15 protein-coding genes and 3 tRNA genes are annotated in these 17,694 nt (G+C 32.5%); 10 read left to right on the top strand and 8 right to left on the bottom strand.

Annotation, left to right across the window (positions count from 1 at the left end; genetic code table 11):
• Positions 1–184: 184 nt before the first annotated feature.
• From LNP27_RS12880 to LNP27_RS12865, 4 genes are all read left to right on the top strand, one after another.
• Positions 185–268: transfer RNA gene (locus LNP27_RS12880), tRNA-Ser, on the top strand.
• A gap of 20 nt (positions 269–288) precedes the next feature.
• A tRNA-Pro gene (locus tag LNP27_RS12875) sits at positions 289–363 on the top strand.
• Between the two features lie 40 nt (positions 364–403).
• Positions 404–477, top strand: a tRNA-Arg gene (locus LNP27_RS12870).
• A 193-nt stretch (positions 478–670) separates the two neighbouring features.
• Positions 671–1,069: a DUF2452 domain-containing protein gene (locus LNP27_RS12865; protein WP_229942046.1), complete on the top strand. Its 399-nt coding sequence runs from the start codon at positions 671–673 to the stop codon at positions 1,067–1,069.
• Between the two features lie 72 nt (positions 1,070–1,141).
• Here LNP27_RS12865 and LNP27_RS12860 read toward each other — a convergent pair whose 3' ends face one another.
• Complete coding sequence (locus LNP27_RS12860) at positions 1,142–2,518, bottom strand: flavin-containing monooxygenase (RefSeq protein ID WP_346432406.1); 1,377 nt, start codon at positions 2,516–2,518, stop codon at positions 1,142–1,144.
• Between the two features lie 399 nt (positions 2,519–2,917).
• On the opposite strand from LNP27_RS12860, the gene LNP27_RS12855 reads away from it, so the two are divergent.
• Positions 2,918–3,577 carry a M15 family metallopeptidase gene (locus LNP27_RS12855; protein WP_229942044.1) on the top strand — a complete coding sequence of 220 codons (660 nt, stop codon included), beginning with the start codon at positions 2,918–2,920 and terminating at the stop codon, positions 3,575–3,577.
• A 1-nt stretch (position 3,578) separates the two neighbouring features.
• Here LNP27_RS12855 and LNP27_RS12850 read toward each other — a convergent pair whose 3' ends face one another.
• The 6 genes from LNP27_RS12850 to tsaD form a co-directional block, all read right to left on the bottom strand.
• Positions 3,579–4,145: a hypothetical protein gene (locus tag LNP27_RS12850; protein ID WP_229942043.1), complete on the bottom strand. Its 567-nt coding sequence runs from the start codon at positions 4,143–4,145 to the stop codon at positions 3,579–3,581.
• A 5-nt stretch (positions 4,146–4,150) separates the two neighbouring features.
• Entirely contained in the window at positions 4,151–5,329 is a 1,179-nt protein-coding gene (locus tag LNP27_RS12845) for a THUMP-like domain-containing protein (protein WP_229942042.1), read from the bottom strand.
• A 2-nt stretch (positions 5,330–5,331) separates the two neighbouring features.
• Positions 5,332–6,423, bottom strand: coding sequence for an AI-2E family transporter (locus LNP27_RS12840; RefSeq protein WP_229942041.1), 1,092 nt, complete (start codon positions 6,421–6,423; stop codon positions 5,332–5,334).
• A gap of 76 nt (positions 6,424–6,499) precedes the next feature.
• Positions 6,500–7,138 carry a DUF4159 domain-containing protein gene (locus LNP27_RS12835; protein ID WP_229942040.1) on the bottom strand — a complete coding sequence of 213 codons (639 nt, stop codon included), beginning with the start codon at positions 7,136–7,138 and terminating at the stop codon, positions 6,500–6,502.
• Between the two features lie 15 nt (positions 7,139–7,153).
• Positions 7,154–7,861 carry a 16S rRNA (uracil(1498)-N(3))-methyltransferase gene (locus tag LNP27_RS12830; protein WP_229942039.1) on the bottom strand — a complete coding sequence of 236 codons (708 nt, stop codon included), beginning with the start codon at positions 7,859–7,861 and terminating at the stop codon, positions 7,154–7,156.
• A gap of 3 nt (positions 7,862–7,864) precedes the next feature.
• A complete protein-coding gene (gene tsaD, locus LNP27_RS12825; protein WP_229942038.1) occupies positions 7,865–8,887 on the bottom strand; it encodes a tRNA (adenosine(37)-N6)-threonylcarbamoyltransferase complex transferase subunit TsaD in 1,023 nt (340 codons plus the stop codon).
• 238 nt (positions 8,888–9,125) lie between these two features.
• Here tsaD and LNP27_RS12820 point away from each other — a divergent pair, with 238 nt between their 5' ends.
• The 5 genes from LNP27_RS12820 to LNP27_RS12800 all read left to right on the top strand — a co-directional run bounded on the left by LNP27_RS12820 (position 9,126) and on the right by LNP27_RS12800 (position 17,295).
• A complete protein-coding gene (locus LNP27_RS12820; protein WP_229942037.1) occupies positions 9,126–13,523 on the top strand; it encodes a translocation/assembly module TamB domain-containing protein in 4,398 nt (1,465 codons plus the stop codon).
• Between the two features lie 342 nt (positions 13,524–13,865).
• The gene (gene pfkA / locus LNP27_RS12815) at positions 13,866–14,852 is read left to right on the top strand and encodes a 6-phosphofructokinase (RefSeq protein ID WP_229942036.1); all 987 of its coding nucleotides are present in this window, start codon (positions 13,866–13,868) and stop codon (positions 14,850–14,852) included.
• Positions 14,853–14,926: 74 nt separating this feature from the next.
• Positions 14,927–15,931, top strand: coding sequence for a type I glyceraldehyde-3-phosphate dehydrogenase (gene gap / locus LNP27_RS12810; RefSeq protein ID WP_229942035.1), 1,005 nt, complete (start codon positions 14,927–14,929; stop codon positions 15,929–15,931).
• A gap of 134 nt (positions 15,932–16,065) precedes the next feature.
• Positions 16,066–16,917 (top strand): N-acetylglucosamine kinase, encoded by an 852-nt coding sequence (locus tag LNP27_RS12805; RefSeq protein WP_229942034.1) that lies wholly within the window; start codon positions 16,066–16,068, stop codon positions 16,915–16,917.
• A gap of 3 nt (positions 16,918–16,920) precedes the next feature.
• Positions 16,921–17,295: a methylglyoxal synthase gene (locus LNP27_RS12800; RefSeq protein ID WP_229942033.1), complete on the top strand. Its 375-nt coding sequence runs from the start codon at positions 16,921–16,923 to the stop codon at positions 17,293–17,295.
• Here the strand turns inward: LNP27_RS12800 and LNP27_RS12795 are convergent.
• A complete protein-coding gene (locus tag LNP27_RS12795) occupies positions 17,276–17,656 on the bottom strand; it encodes a RidA family protein (protein ID WP_229942032.1) in 381 nt (126 codons plus the stop codon). The genes LNP27_RS12800 and LNP27_RS12795 overlap by 20 nt on opposite strands.
• Between the last annotated feature and the right edge of the window lie 38 nt (positions 17,657–17,694).

The raw sequence follows: 17,694 nt of genomic DNA, 5'->3' as shown, positions 1-17,694 counted from the left end.
CAATTTCATATTTTTGCGAATGAGATAATCTTTTTTAAATTTATTTTGATTCTATATGTTTGATTGTGAAGTGTTTTTGTAAAAAGGGCAAAAAAGAATGAAAAAAAAGGTTCAAAATACTTGTGAGTAACGTAAAGAAGTCCTAAATTTGCAACCGCAAAACAAGACATGTTTCTTTGAGCTTGGAGAGGTGCCAGAGTGGTAATGGAGCAGTTTGCTAAACTGTCATCGAGTGATCGGTGCCAGGGTTCGAGTCCCTGTCTCTCCGCTGTTATTAATTTTGTTTTTCGGGGTGTAGCGTAGCTCGGTTATCGCGCCTGCTTTGGGAGCAGGAGGCCGCAGGTTCGAATCCTGCCACCCCGACAAAAAAGAACTTTTTCCATTTATGTTTTAAAAGAAAAATGGAGGCATAGCTCAGCTGGATAGAGCACCTGCCTTCTAAGCAGGCGGTCGAAGGTTCGAATCCTTCTGCCTTCACGAAAACCGATACTTTCATTAGTATCGGTTTTTTTGTGTCTAATACTATTTTTGTTTAACTTTAAATATTTATTGTTAAACAAAATAATATATTTTATATTTGCATTTTATTTTAAAAGGGAAGCTTTGTATAAATCACCTTTTCAAAATACAGGCAAGAAAACTATTTTAACATACTAGATTAAATAAGGCAATGGAAAGTAAAAAACCAGATAATATAGTCTACTCTGAAATTGAGGGATACAACGCTAATGTGCTACCGTATGGTACAAGTGTCGGCGCTCCGGTAATTAGAGTAGATGATTTAGTTTCTTGGAAAAGTAGAGGAATTACTACTGTGAACAAAGAATTTAAAAGTAAGTTTGATGAGCTCAAAGCGCAATATCAAAGTTTAATTGAAGAATTTGAGTGGAACGAACTGGTTTATAGTTCTAAATTCTCTTTTGAGCCAGTTATAGGTGAAGTTTATCATTTGTACAGAAGCAATGACGGAACTGATTTCCTTTCCTTGATTGGACCAGAAGAGTGGAATAAAGAACATATCGGTACTTTTAAGTTAAATAGCGACAAGAAATGGATTCATCTTTCTTGATTATTGCACTAAATCGATCAAAAAAAAACACCTTTCAAAAATTTTGAAAAGTGTTTTTTTGAAGTATTTATGTTAAAGATTTTCTAGAGTCATTTCTTCTTCTTCAGCTTCATAAAGGTAGCGTTCTTTACTATCGTCTAGTTCATCCATCCATTCCGTGTGGTGCTGGGCAGCTATGGTTCCCGTTACGACACTTTGGTACGTTTTATCTCGATAGGTTAATACGTTCTCTTCTTTATCTTGAAGCCATTCCTTGAACATTTCAGCTACTTTATCAACATTAAAATGTGGGTAGTCAGAAAGCGAAAGTAAGTCCTTAATATAATCCGATTGGAAATCAATATTGTGTGAACTATTTTCTAATGTATTATTTCTTTGTAACCATTTGTCTATGTCTAGCCTTCTTTCAGTCTCATTAGGTATTTCTAATGTTTTCATCATAAAATCTCTTGCAACCCAAGCTTGAGCATCAAACATATTGAAAGTGTAATATTGATCCTGCATACCCAAATATATTAATTGAGGTAACTTGTTAAAAAATATTCCTTTATACAAATGATCAGGGAAAAGATTGTTTGTAGTTTTCAATCGAAGTTCATCTGGTAGGAAAGGGAACTTGTGTTGGTAACCGGTACACATGATTACGGCGTCATATTTCTCCGTACTTCCATCTTTAAAGAAAGCGGTATCACCTTCAAAATGGGTAACCATAGGAAGTTCTTTTATTCCTTCAGGCCAATCTATACCTATAGGATTACTTCTGTAACTCAAGGTTACTGATTTTGCGCCATGTTTATAACATTGAACACCTATATCTTCTGCAGAATAGCTGCTGCCTATTAATAATACATTACGTTCCTTAAACTGATCGGCACCTCTAAAATCATGTGCGTGCATTACGGTGCTTGGAAAGTTTTCAATTCCTTTAAAATATGGCATATTTGGAGTAGAGAAATGTCCAGAAGCAACAACTAAATAGTCTAGTTCTTCAGTGTAAGTTTTATCGGCTTTTAAATCATCTAAAACGACTGAAAATTTCTGTGAACCTTCATCGAAACTTACCCATCTAACTGTGGTATCAAAACGGATATAATCTCTTGCATTACTCTTTTTAATGCGTCCCTGTATATAGTCAAATAGAACGGGTCTAGGTGGATAGGAAGATATTGGTTTTTTGAAATGCTCGTCAAATGAATAATCTGAAAATTCTAAGCACTCTTTAGGACCATTTGACCATAAATACTTGTACATACTTCCATGAAGAGGTTCGCCATATTTCCCTACTCCAGTTCTCCATGAGTAGTTCCACATGCCGCCCCAATTATCTTGTTTTTCAAAGCAGATAATTTCAGGCATAGCATATCCTTTTTCTTTTAAGGCTTCAAAAGCGCGAATTTGAGCTAAACCGCTGGGGCCCGCACCAATTATACCTATGCGTTTGTTTTTCATGGAATTTTTGTTCATGTTTTTATTATTTAGGATTACAAGAGAATTTAACTTTCGTAAAAAAGTCATTACTCAAAAATTAATACTCGCTTGAAAAAAATTCTGCAGTATGCAGCGGATAGAGGTTAGTACTCTAACATTGGAAATTAATTGATAGATGATCAATTAATAAAGTTTCCAATATGAATTTTATAAAATAGCAATATTGCTAAATTACGCTCTTTATTGCGAAATTCCAAATTTATGAATGCGAAATGAGTTTAAACAGGGCGTTTGACTCTCTTTTTTATCTAAATAGTGCTGATTATGCTAAAAACAACAAATCTGATTTCTTAGATTTTTAGCTTTTTATTTCTTTGAAAGTACTCAAATTGTGCTATTTTTATAAAAAAATACCCAAATATGAATTTCAAGATAAAACCACTATTAATTCTTTGTTCGCTTTTCAGTATTGTTTCTTGTAAATCGCAAGTTACGAGCGTCGGTACTTCTGAGAAAAGCAACACAGTAGTTAATGATACTACTTTTGTAAATCTTAAAGATTACAGCGCAGATTTTGTGTATGATATGAAATATGCCACGGAAGATAATTTTCTAAAAGCTAAAGTATATGATTGTGCAGAGTGCTTTTTGCGGCTAAAAACTGTTAACGCTTTGGTCGAAGCTAATAAAAAATTCATTAAAAAAGGATACCGTATTAAGCTTTTTGATTGTTATCGCCCTTTGGATATCCAAAAAAGAATGTGGGAAATCGTTTCTAATCCTGAATATGTAGCTAATCCTGCAAAAGGTTCTATTCACAATAGAGGTGGAGCAGTGGATATTACTTTAGTGGATAGCTCTGGAAAAGAATTAGAAATGGGTACTACTTTTGATTTTTTTGGAAAAGAAGCGAGCCATAATTATACCAACTTATCTGTTCGAATTATAAATAACAGAAAATTTTTGAAATCTGTAATGATTGAGAGTGGCTTTAATTCTTTTGATTCGGAATGGTGGCATTACAATCTTAAAACAGGATTGAATGATAAAGTTTCAAATGTAAAATGGGACTGTGATTAGTTTACTCTAGACATCTCAGATTTTCCATGAAATAGGTCTCTGGATAATAGGTCTCATTGTTTAGTTCAGATTTAAACTCTTTTTTCAAAATATAATCTTCACTTTCTGTTAAGTATTTAATTCGCATCATAGAGACGGGAGATTTTTTTAAATCTTCAAAACCATCTTTGGTAAACATAAAAATTCCGGAATTAATTCGGTTATCAAATCCTTTGTCATCACGTATCATAGTCCCGCAATTTTCTTGCTCTACATGTATCAAAGTAACTATTTTACCATTGTTTAATTGAAGAAATAATTTAGAGTTTTTATCAAAACAATTTGCTTTCATAAAACCTTTACTTTTTTGAAGGAGTTGCAGAGACAATGTAGGAATACCATCTGTTAATGCTAATGAATAAAATATATAGCTAGCAGTTCCGCCAAAATTCTTCTCACTAATCATATATTCTTTAGTTGCTTTATAAGTTCCTATTGAATCAGTTACATTAGCACTATATTCACACGGTTTTTGAGCTAGTAAACTTATTGTTAAAAGAAAAAAAGTAAGCGAAAGTAGGTGTTTCATTTTTATTAAATTTTGGTGCAAATTATAACTAATTTATCATTATTCAAATCAGTTGTGAAAAAACAATACGTATTTCCTCCGTCCTTGATTTTCCATTTTTTTCGAATGCTTTCGACGCTATCTGGAAAATTCCTTGTGGTTATGTTCGCTTGTTTATTTTCTAAAAATGATTTCATTTCCTTTTTATTGTAAGGAATCGACTCTTGAATTTCAAAAATACGTCCAGGAAATGAAATTAGATCTTGAGAAGTGTATAAGTGCGAATGTTTGTGGAGTTTATTCGCCTTGTACGAAGCTCCAACTTCATCGAAACCTCCTGATTTCATAATCGCACTATTGGGTTCAAACAAATATTTTTGAGGTACACTAAAAGGCAAAAAAACATTATTTTCATTTAATACAAAATCAAATGACTCTAATTTATCCTTGACAAAATTGATAGTTTTTATGATCGTTTTGCCAGAAAAAGAGGAATGCAATTCCCATAGTAATTCTTTAACTTCATTTTCAACTGCAATAATATGGATTGCTTTGACATGTTTCAATTCAGATAAGCCAGCAGAAATGTCTAGCAATGGTGCCGTTTTTATCAGTATAGCATCTGAATAAGTGAAATAGAAATCTAAATTTTCGGGAACATTTGGCAAACAGTCTTTTAGCAAAAAAACCTTTCCTTTTGCGTCGTTACGACGTGAGGGATCAATGTAAATCCAATCCCATTTCGTGTTTAATTTTTTTAAAGTTTCTAAGCTGTCTCCAGCGTAGCATGTACAATTATTAATGTTTAGTTGCTTAAAATTATGCGCTACAATTGTAGATAAATCGGTATTTATTTCGCAGTGAGCAACATTTTTTATTTTTTGAGAAAAAAAATAATCATCTATTCCAAAACCTCCTGTTAAGTCTATCAAACTTTCGCCTGAAACAATCGATGCTTTGTATTGAGCTGCTTTTTCTGATGAAGTTTGTTCTATCGAAATCTTCGCTGGGTAAATTATATTTTCTGTTGAAAACCAAGTTGGTAATTTGTCCTTTGATTTTGTTTTAGCTTCAATTTGATTCAAAATAGCAATCCAATCAACCTCTGGAAAAGGATTCTTTTGCAAGGCTAATTTAGAAATACTTTGGCCGATATTTTTAGTGATAAATGCTTGTACGTCGGCATTCAGAATCTGTTGATCCAAAATTATATATCTTTAGTTAATAGTTTGACAATCTGATTTTCAGGAAAGAACTCTTTACCAATTACTTTAAATATAGTATAAAGTGGAACAGCTACGATCATTCCTAGTATTCCAAAAATAAAACCTGCAATCAAAATGACAAGAAAAATTTCCAGTGGGTGCGAACTGACACTTTTTGAGAAAATAATAGGTTGAGATACATTATTATCAATGATTTGAACAATCCAAAACCCAATTAAAACATAAATCGTAGTCGGCAAAATTTCAGATTGAAAGTCACTTCCTAAATTGCTTAGCATTGTTAATACGGCTGCTAAAAATGAAGCTATTAGCGGTCCAACGTAAGGAATGATATTCAACACCGCACATAAAAAAGCAATTATAAATGCATTAGGAATTCCAAATATTAGTAAGACGATTATGTAGCAAATAAAAACGATGAATAACTGAATCAATAATCCAATAAAATAACGTGATAACAAGTGATTTGTTTTCTCCAATGAGTTCAAAATAGGTTCTTCATGACTGTCTGGAATTAATTTTTTGGCTCCTATTAAGAATGCTCTTCTATCTTTCAAAAAGAAAAAAGTGATAAATAAAACTGACGCTAAGCCCATCCCGAAGCTGCTAATAGTGCCAAGAAGTGTATTTAGAAAATCTGGAATAAAATTGAAATTTACTTTGGATGTAATGTTGGCTTCTTGCAGCACTTGCGATGAATCAATATGGTGACTTTCTAAGAATACAGTGATTTGATCGACTAGCTGCGTTATATTTTTTTCTATTGCACCAGTATTTAGTAATGATAAATTTTGTCCTTGAGATAAAATCAAAGGAACAAACATCATTATAAACCCAAATATGATTAATATGAAAATGCACAACACCGCTATGGTTGCAAAAACATGATTGAATTTCAATCTTCTTTTGAAAAAATCTAAGATTGGATTTCCTATTAGCGTTAGTATCAAAGAGACGATCAGGTAGATTAGAACGGATTGTATTTGATAGAAAAATAGTAGGGCTAAACTAATAAAAATCAGTATAAACACTGCTCTTAAAATCCCGTTTGATATAGTTTTTGAAGTAATCATGATTTTATTTTAGTTTGTAAATATAACTAAAATAGTAAATAATTTGTAAGTTATTATGGCTACAATAATTAGATCCTTAATTATTGAAAATGTAATTAATAATATTAGCTCCCATTTTTAATGCTTTTTCACGAATTTCTTTTGGGTCATTATTTACTTCAGCATCTTCCCAACCATCGCCTAAATCACATTCGTAAGTGTAAAGTAAAACTAATTTATTAGCCAAAAATATTCCAAAAGCTTGCGGACGCTTGCCATCGTGCTCATGTATTTTAGGTAATCCGTTTGGGAAGGGATTGGGTTTCTGAAAAATTAAATGACTCGCTGGAATTTCCACTAGATCATTATTCGGAAATATTTTTTTAATTTCTTTTCTTATATATTGATCCATACCGTAATTATCATCAATATGCAAAAAACCGCCGGCTGCTAAATAGTTTTTTAGGTTACTTAGATCAGAATCACTAAAAACAACGTTTCCGTGGCCTGTCATGTGTACGAAAGGATAGGAAAATAAGTCAGGACTACTAGGTTCCACCGTTGCCGGTTGTAATTTTATTTGAGTTTTAATAGTCGCATTACAATATTTTATCAAGTTAGGTAATGAAGTGGGGTTTGCATACCAATCACCGCCACCGCTGTATTTCATCAAAGCGATTTCTTGAGAAAATGCTTGCATTGAAAAGAGTACTAAAAGATAAAATATTTTTTTCATAAGTATTAAAGTAGTTTATGCTTCATTTACAAATACAACGCTGTGACAGGCTACAATTGCAGCTGTTTCTGTTCGTAGTCTCGTGTTTCCTAATGAAACAGCAGTGTAATTATTACTTAATGCTAGTGCAATTTCTTTTTGAGAAAAATCCCCTTCTGGTCCTATCAACATCGTTATATTCTGATTGGATTGCAATACTGATTTTAGTGTTTTTTTATCCGTTTCTTCACAATGCGCAATCATTTTTAAATCGTCATTTTGTAGACTTATGAATTCCTTGAATGTTATTGCAGGATTCAATTTAGGAAGGTACAATTCATTAGCTTGTTTCATCGCCGCCAAAAGAATTTTATCAAATCGTTCGTTGTTAATTACTTTTCTTTCAGAGTGATCACAGATTATTGGAGTTATTTCTTGTATGCCAATTTCAGTAGCTTTCTCTAGAAACCATTCGTATCGATCGTTCATTTTAGTTGGTGCAACAGCAAGATGCAATCTAAATTTTGAAGCAGCAGCTTTCTCGAAAGAGATGATTTTTACAGTGCACTTAGTGTCAGAGGCTAAAGTAATTTCGGTTGTAAATAAAAATCCTAAGCCATTAGTAACGTGTAAAATATCAGTATCTTTTTTACGCAATACTTTAATGATGTGTTTACTCTCTTCTTTATCAAAAGAAAATGTTTCAGTAGCTTCGTTTATAGTTGGATTGTAAAATAATTGCATAATTTATAATTGTATTCTTGCTTTAGAAACAACGGCTGCTGTTTCAAATGTTTGTGTTAAAAATTTTTCATAACCTACAATTCCAATCATTGCAGCATTATCTGTGGTGTATTCAAATTTTGGAATAAAAGTTTTCCAGCCATACGTATTCTCCGCTGCTTTTAACGTATTTCTAATTCCTGAATTAGCTGAAACTCCTCCGCCAATTGCGATTTGTTTAATTCCTGTTTCTTTTACTGCCAATTTTAATTTGTCCATTAAAATTTCAATAATCGTATGTTGAATGGACGCACAAATATCATTTAGGTTTTCGTCAACAAAACTGGGGTTTTCTATTTTTTTCTTTTGGATAAAATATAAAATCGCAGTTTTTAATCCAGAGAAACTAAAGTCTAATCCGGGAACTTTTGGTTTTGTAAAGGCAAAAGCTTTTGGATTTCCTAATTGTGCATATTTATCGATCAATGGACCGCCAGGATAGGGAAGGCCTAAAATTTTGGCACTTTTATCAAAAGCTTCCCCCACAGCATCATCAGTAGTTTCTCCAATAACAGTCATGTCAAAAAAGTGATTTACTTTGATTATTTGAGTATGTCCGCCACTTATTGTCAATGCTAGAAATGGAAAAGTAGGTTTTTCGAAACCCTCTTCGGCAATGAAATGTGCTAAAACATGCGCTTGCATGTGGTTTACTGCAATCAACGGAATTCCTAATGCTAACGCCATTGATTTAGCAAAGGAACTGCCTACTAAGAGCGATCCCATCAACCCTGGGCCTTGGGTGAATGCAATTGCAGATAGCTGTTCTTTTTGTATATTTGCTTTGTGTAGTGCGGCATCTACTACGGGAACAATATTTTGCTGGTGTGCACGCGAAGCGAGTTCAGGAACTACGCCGCCATATTGAGTATGAATCAACTGATTTGCCACAACATTTGACAGTACTTTATCGTTCTGTAAAACGGCAGCTGCGGTGTCGTCACAGGAACTTTCGATAGCAAGAATAAAAACCTCAGGATTTTGCATAAAAAGGCACTAATTTTGAATTACTTTTGACAAGTGAGTGATAGACAAATGTTTTTTTGTCAAAGGCCAAAATTAAAGAATTTTTATCAAAGGCATCTCGTTTCTAAAAGCAAAATGAAATATTAGAAAATTAAAATAATAAATAGGTATCAAAAAATTTATAAAAATAGCATTTCGTTCCCTTCTTGGATTAATCCTACTTTTGTTGGTTCTTGCTATAGCGCTTACTCTACCGTTTGTGCAAACAAAAATCGCTCAATATTTCACCAACAGTATTAATAAAGATTTTGGGACTAATATCGCTATTGATGGAGTCGCAATCTCTGTTTTTGGAGGGATAAAATTCAAGGACGTACTGATTCGCGATCATCATAAAGACACTTTAATTTACTCCCAAAGAATTGCAACTACTATTCTAGAAGGTAAAAAACTATTAGATGGTGATTTGATTTTTGATGGATTGGCTTTAAACGGTTTGCTTTTTAATCTAAAAACCTATAAAAACGAAAAGGATACTAACCTTGATAAATTCATTGATGCCTTTGAAACTGGTAAACCTTCTACCAGAAAATTTTTGCTTAAAGCTAAAAAAGTAGATATTAGCAATGGGCATTTTATCCTCACAGATGAAAACCGGGAAAATCCAAAGGACGTCGATTTTACTAAATTAAATGCTTCCGTAACTGATTTTATGATTTACGGTCCTGATGTTACTACAAACATCAATAAAATGTCATTCATGGATTTTAGAGGTTTGTATGTAAAGAACTTGAAATCTAAATTTGCTTATTCTAAAAAAAATATAAAACTTGATAATTTAGATTTACAAACCAAAGAGTCCTCTTTGACTGGAAGTGTTTTGTTAAAATACAAAATTGAAGACTTCATTAATTTTAATGACAAGGTACGCTTTGATATTAAATTGAATACGGCTTCTATCGCTTCTAATGACATTCGTTATTTTTATGATGAAATTGGTAAAAACCAACGTTTCACGATTAAGACTAGCATCAAAGGAACTCTTAACGATTTGAGCTTTAAAGATCTAAAGTTAGTTGATGACCGTAAAACAGAAATAATAGGTGATTTCAATTTTAAAAATCTTTTTGCTAAAAAAGGACAGAAATTTTCGATGTCTGCTCAATTTGACAAGCTAACTTCTAGCTACGAGAATTTGGTGGTGATTTTACCAAACATTTTAGGGAATAAATTACCAACTTCTTTAAAGAAACTAGGGAATTTTTCAGCGTCGGGAACCTCTAATGTTTCTACTACCGCCGTGGAAGCTGATTTTTCTATGAGTACTCAACTAGGAAATGTAATTTCAAATTTAGAAATACAAAATATTGATAATATTGACAAAGCGTCATATATAGGAAACGTTATCTTAGAAGATTTTGATATTGGAACTCTTATCGAGCAACAAGATCTAGGACGAATAACGATGAATATTGACGTGGATGGAAAAGGATTCAAACAAAAATATTTGAATACGGCCATCAAAGGAGACGTAAGTAAAATTGATTATAAAAATTACAGCTATTCTAATATTATAGTCGACGGCACGCTTAAGAGTCCAAAGTACAAAGGTCAAATCTCAATTAACGACCCAAATTTAAGCATGAATTTTGACGGTTTGTTGGATCTAAGCAACAAGGACAGTCAGTATGATTTTCATATTGATGTTGAAAATGCTGATTTGACTAAGCTAAAACTAGTCAAAGATTCCATTTCTATTTTTAAAGGCGATGTTGTTGTACAAGCTTCTGGAAATAATATTGAGAACTTTCAAGGTAATGTCTATATCAACAAAACATCCTACCAGAACGCAAAAGACACGTATAATTTTGATGATTTTGCCATAAATTCTGTTTTTGATCAAAGTAGAATTAGAGCCATAACAGTAAATTCACCTGATATTGTTCAGGGTGAAATTGTAGGTAAATTTGAATTTAATCAATTAGAAAACCTAGTAAAGAATTCTTTAGGAAGTTTGTACACTAACTTTAAACCTCATAAAGTTAAGAAAGGACAATTCTTAAAGTTTAATTTCTCCATTTATAATAAGATAGTTGAAATATTTTTCCCAGAAATTGCAATAGGAGCTAATACGATTGTTAAAGGAAATATGAGCTCTGACAATCAAGAGTTTAAATTTAATTTTAATTCACCTCAAATTGTTATTTCTGATAATACTCTTGATAATGTTAATGTGTCCGTCGATAATAAAAATCCATTATACAATGCCTATATTGAGCTAGATAGCATTAAAACAAAATACTATAAAATTCGAGATTTTAGCTTGATTAATGTAACAATGAAGGATACTTTGTATTTTCGTTCTGAGTTTAAAGGAGGTAAGAATGCGGAGGATTATTACAATCTCAACTTATACCACACTATAAATAAAGACAACAATAATGTTGTTGGAATTAGTAAATCAGAAATTAAATTCAAGGATTATCTTTGGTTTTTGAATGAAAATGAAACGCCGGATAATCAGATTGTTTTTGATAAATCATTTAAAAATTTTACTATTGACAACATTATACTTTCTCATGAAAATCAGTCTATTTCCTTAGGTGGAATATTCAAGGGTCCTACAGTCAAGGATGTAAAACTGAATTTTAAGGATGTTGATTTAAACCAGATTACTCCCACGAATGACAAGTTTGTTTTTGCGGGAAATATTAATGGAGAGGTCAGTTTTAAACAAAACAACAATGTTTACCAACCTACAGCATCGATTATTATAGATAACTTGAATGTCAATAAGACTGATTTAGGCACTCTTAATTTTGATATTGCAGGTGATGAAAATCTTCAAAAGTTCACTATAAATTCTAATTTAGAAAATAAAAACTTAGAGTCATTTAATGCTGATGGTAGTTTTGAAATAGTAAATAAGGAGACCGTTTTAGATTTAAAATTAAAATTCGATAAATTTAATATTGCTGCTTTAAACTCCCTTGGCGGAGAAGTATTATCTAATATTAGAGGTTCTATTTCGGGGAATGCTGTGATAGAGGGGAATCTGAAGAAACCGAATATCATCGGGCGTCTTTTTTTAGATAAAGGAGGAATAAGTATACCTTATCTAAATGTCGATTATGGATTGGGTGATAATACGATAATTGATTTAACGGATGAACGATTTTTATTCAGAAACAATACGCTAACTGATACTAAATATGGCACGAAAGGAAACTTAAACGGATATATAGAGCATAATAATTTTGCTGATTGGAAGTTAGATTTGACTATCAATTCTAAAAGGTTTTTGGCTTTAGACACAAAAGACAGTGAAGATGCAGCTTATTACGGAACGGCTTTTATTGATGGAACGGCTACGATAAAAGGGCCTACTAATTCCTTATTTATAAAAGTAGATGCAAAATCAGAAAAAGGAACTGCAGTAAAAATACCTATTAACAATGCGGAGAGTGTAAGTGATAATATCTTTATCCATTTCGTGACAGAGAAAGAAAAATACAATTTACAAAATGGCATTGTCGATAATACCAGAAATTACAACGGACTTGAATTAGAGTTTGATTTTGATATTACACCTGATGCTGAAGTTGAAGTAATTCTAGATCGAAATACAGGTCACGGAATGCGAGGGAAAGGATTTGGGTCCTTGTTGTTTAAGATAAATACGCTTGGTAGATTTAATATGTGGGGAGATTTCCAGGCATATGAAGGAACGTACAATTTTAAATATGGTGGACTTATTGATAAGAAATTTGAGGTTAAAAAGGGAGGCTCAATCACATGGGAAGGAAATCCTATGAAAGCGCAGTTGAATCTTGAAGCGATTTACAAAACTACTGCAAACCCAGCTGTTTTATTAGATAATTCCTCTTTTAATACTAAAGTTCCGGTCGAAGTAATAATTGGTGTCCGCGGGGATTTAACAAGTCCAGAGCCTGATTTTAATATAGAATTTCCAACGGTTAGTAATGTACTGAAATCAGAAATTCAATACAAACTAAATGACAAAGATGTAAGGCAAACTCAAGCTTTATACTTGCTGTCTTCTGGCGGATTCTTAAGCGCAGAAGGGATTAATCAATCTGATTTTTCTGGAAGTTTGTTTGAAGCAGCTTCAAGTATTCTGGGAGGAATCATTCAATCTGATGATGAAAAGTTTAAGGTGGGTATTAATTTTATTGGTGCCGATAGGAGAATAGGTAAAGAAACCGATGGAAGATTTGTTGCTACTATTTCCTCTAAAATTAATGACAGAGTTACTATAAATGGAAAATTGGGAGTGCCTTTTGGAGGAATTAATGAGTCAGCTATCGTGGGAGATGTTGAAGTTCTATTCCGAGTAAATGAAGATGGAACATTAAATTTAAGACTGTTTAATAAAGAAAACGACATCAACTATGTGGGTCAAGGAATTGGCTATACACAAGGCTTAGGGGTTTCATACGAAGTGGATTTTGATACTTTTAAAGAGTTTGTCAATAAGATTTTTAAAAATCTTAAGTTTGAAAAAGTAGGTACTCCTGCAGCTGAAGATCAGGATTCTAACTTATCCCCAGAATACATTAAATTTCAGCGTTCCAAAAAAACGAATACTGAAAAAATCAAAAAGAACCAAGAAGGCTTGATTCCTGAGGAAAATTAAATAGCAGCTACAATCTTGCTTATACAGCATCTACAGCCATTTTTAATGGCTTTGTATTTTGTCATTTATATTCCACTAAAGAAAATATAATTTTTGATTTCTGTCTGTAAATTTACTTCTACTAGTACACTTCTGTTTTTTAATAAAACAAACGCATGTATTGTGTATTATTAAATTAAATTAGGCTATTTTTAAGTTTTGTTAAATAATATTCAATTTATTTTGTTTTTAAAAAACTTATCAACGAAAACGTTTGAATTTAAAAACCGATCTTAATTAATCAAAAACTCAGCCTTGAAAGTGGTTTATGTTTGTTAATTTTACACTTTAATACTTTAAATAATGCCAAAAATTATAAAAAAAGTTGGTGTTCTAACTTCAGGAGGAGATTCTCCTGGTATGAATGCTGCTATTCGTTCGGTTGTTCGAACTTGTGCTTATCATAATATAGAATGTATAGGGATTTACAGAGGATATCAAGGAATGATTGAAGGTGACTTCAAAGAAATGGGACCTCGTAGTGTAAATAATATTGTAAATAAAGGGGGTACGATACTTAAATCGGCTCGTTCTATGGAATTCAAAACCGTAGAAGGCAGAAAAAAAGCACATGAAAATCTTTTAAAAGCAGGTGTTGATGCTTTAGTAGTTATTGGTGGTGACGGAACATTTACTGGAGGATTAGTATTTAGTAATGAATTTAATTTCCCAATTATGGGAATTCCGGGAACTATTGATAACGATATTTTTGGAACAAGCCATACTTTAGGTTACGATACTGCATTAAATACTGTAATTGAAGTAATTGATAAAATTAGAGATACTGCAAGCTCACATAATCGTTTATTCTTTGTAGAGGTTATGGGTAGAGATGCTGGTCATCTTGCATTGAATGCGGGAATTGGTGCTGGTGCTGAAGAAATTCTTATTCCAGAAGAAGATTTAGGTTTAGAACGTTTGTTAGAATCTTTAAGAAAAAGTAAAGCATCAGGAAAATCATCAAGCATCGTTGTTATCGCTGAAGGTGATAAAATTGGTAAAAATGTATTCGAACTAAAAGATTATGTTGAAGCTAATTTACCTGAATATGACGTACGAGTTTCTGTTTTAGGCCACATGCAACGCGGTGGATCGCCTTCTTGTTTTGATAGAGTTCTTGCAAGTAGATTAGGAGTAAAAGCTGTTGAGTCTTTGATTGAAGGAAAAGAAAGTTACATGGTAGGATTACAATGTGATAAAATCACGTTGACTCCTTTGGTACAAGCTATTAAAGGTAAAACAGAAATCGATAGAGAATTATTAAGAGTTTCAGACATTATGTCTACATAAGTGGTTAAAGTTTATTGTGAGGAAATTAGACTTTATGTTAAGTGAATAAAAATAAACAAAAAAATTAAACTAAAATGTCAAAAGTAAAATTAGGAATAAATGGGTTTGGAAGAATTGGAAGAATTGTTTTCAGAGAATCTTTCAACAGAGATAATGTAGAGGTAGTAGCAATCAATGATTTGCTAGATGTAGATCACTTAGCTTACTTGTTAAAATATGATTCAGTTCACGGTCGTTTTGCAGGAAAAGTTGAAGTTAAAGACGGAAAGCTTTTTGTAAATGACAAACATATTAGAATTACAGCTGAGAGAAATCCTGCTGACTTAAAATGGAATGAAGTTGATGTTGATGTTGTTGCTGAGTGTACAGGTTTCTTTACAACTCTAGAAACAGCAAACGCGCACATAACTGGTGGTGCTAAAAAAGTAATTATTTCTGCACCTTCTGCTGATGCTCCTATGTTTGTAATGGGTGTAAATCATGAAACTGCAAAAGCTTCTGATTTAGTGGTTTCTAATGCTTCATGTACTACAAACTGTTTAGCTCCTTTAGCAAAAGTTATCAATGATAATTTTGGAATTGTTGAAGCGTTAATGACTACAGTTCACGCTACAACTTCTACTCAAATGACTACTGATGGTCCTTCTAGAAAAGACTGGAGAGGTGGACGTGCTGCTTCATGCAACATTATTCCTTCGTCAACTGGAGCTGCTAAAGCAGTAGGGAAAGTTATTCCTGAGTTGAACGGAAAGTTAACTGGTATGGCTTTTAGAGTACCTACAACAGACGTTTCTGCAGTAGATTTAACTGTAAAAGTGGCTAAAGAAACTTCATATGAAGAAATCATGGCAGTTTTGAAAAAAGCATCTGAAACTACAATGAAAGGTGTTTTAGGATATACGGAAGATTTAGTAGTTTCTCAAGATTTTGTTTCTGATCCAAGAACTTCTATTATTGATGCTAATGCTGGTATTGGCTTGAATTCTACATTCTTCAAAATCATATCTTGGTATGATAATGAATATGGTTATTCTAGTAAATTAATCGATTTATCAGTACACATTGCTGGTTTAAAATAATTATCTATATTTACAAAATCCCGTTATTTTTATAGGTAACGGGATTTTATATTTTGTTGCTTTTTTAAATTAGTATTTTCAATAAACTAATTTTTGAATAAGTGACTATAAGTGAAACCAAAAAACCAAAAGAAATGAGATTAATAGTTGATAGCGGTTCTACTAAAGCCGATTGGATTGCAATAAATGAAGAAGGAAAAGTGTTGTTTACAACGCAAACTTTAGGTTTGAATCCTGAAATACTGGACGGCGATGAAATTGTTGAGCGATTAAATGATCGTTTTGATATTTTGCATAACAAAAAGGAAGTTACTCATTTGTTTTTTTATGGTGCCGGTTGTGGAACAGATCGAATGAAAATTGCACTGTCACAAATTTTTCAAGAATATTTTTCTAACGCTATTATTTCTGTTGAAGAAGATACGTACGCTGCTGTATATGCAACAACGCCTAAAGGTGAAAAAGCAATAGTAAGCATATTAGGTACAGGATCAAACTGTAGCTACTTTGACGGTAAAGAATTACATCAGAAAGTACAATCGTTAGGATACATAATAATGGATGATTGTAGTGGTAATGTTTTTGGAAAAGAATTAATTCGAAAATATTATTTCAACAAAATGCCTAAAGAATTAGCTGTTGAGTTTGAAAAAGAATATGATGTTGATCCAGATGCTATAAAAAGTAAATTGTATAAAGAAGCAAATCCAAATGCTTATTTAGCAACTTACGCTAAGTTTTTGATTCAACATAAAGAGACTGAATTCTGTAGAAAAATCATTTTGAAAGGAATGAAATCTTTTGTAAAAAATTACATCAAGCAATTTGAAAATTGCAAAGAAGTACCTGTTCATTTTGTAGGCTCGATTGCATTTTATTTAAAAGAGGAATTACAAGAAACTTTTGACAAGTACGAATTGCAATTAGGTAACGTGCTAAGAAGGCCAATTGACGGACTAATTGCATATCATATTGCTAATAAATAAAATATGGAAATAGCTGTTATTGCTCATGATGGTAAGAAAGTGGATTTAATTGCTTTTCTGATTAAAAACAAAGATCTTCTATTAGAAGAACATATTAAAATTATCGCCACTGGCACGACCGGAGGTAAAGCGGAAGAAGCTGGTTTTACTGTTAGAAGAATGCTTTCAGGACCATTAGGTGGTGATGCGCAAATCGCTGGTAGAGTAGCAGAAGGAAAAACGAAAATGGTTTTCTTTTTTAAAGATCCATTATCGAGTCACCCACACGAAGCTGATATTAATATGCTTATTCGTGTTTGTGATGTGCATAATGTGCCATTGGCAACTAATGAAGCAACGGCACAATTATTACTAAATGCTATAGCATTGCAATCATAGAGATTTCTACATTTACATTTTTTGGCAAACAAGCCACTTGAACCGTTTCACGTGCTGGAGCGGTTTTTTCGTTAAAATAAGAGCCATAAACCGTGTTTATTTTTCCAAAGTCATTCATATCCATAATAAATATTGACGTCTTTACAACGTTTTCAAATGTCATTCCTGCAGCTGCTAATACCGCTTTCATATTATTCATAACCTGTTTTGTCTCCACTTCAATGTTGTCGGTTACTAACTCGCCTGTTGCAGGATCTATAGCTATTTGTCCAGAAGTATAAAGTGTGTTGCCAGTAAGCACAGCTTGGTTGTATGGTCCTATTGGCGCTGGAGCGTTTTCGGTAAAAATTATCTTTTTCATAATATAGTTGTGTTTTATAATTTCAAAAATTAAATTCT

It is taken from the genome of Flavobacterium galactosidilyticum, from assembly GCF_020911945.1.
GTDB lineage: Bacteria > Bacteroidota > Bacteroidia > Flavobacteriales > Flavobacteriaceae > Flavobacterium > Flavobacterium galactosidilyticum.
The sequence above is the reverse complement of the archived record's forward strand: the minus strand, read 5'-3'. Positions and strand labels throughout refer to the sequence as shown.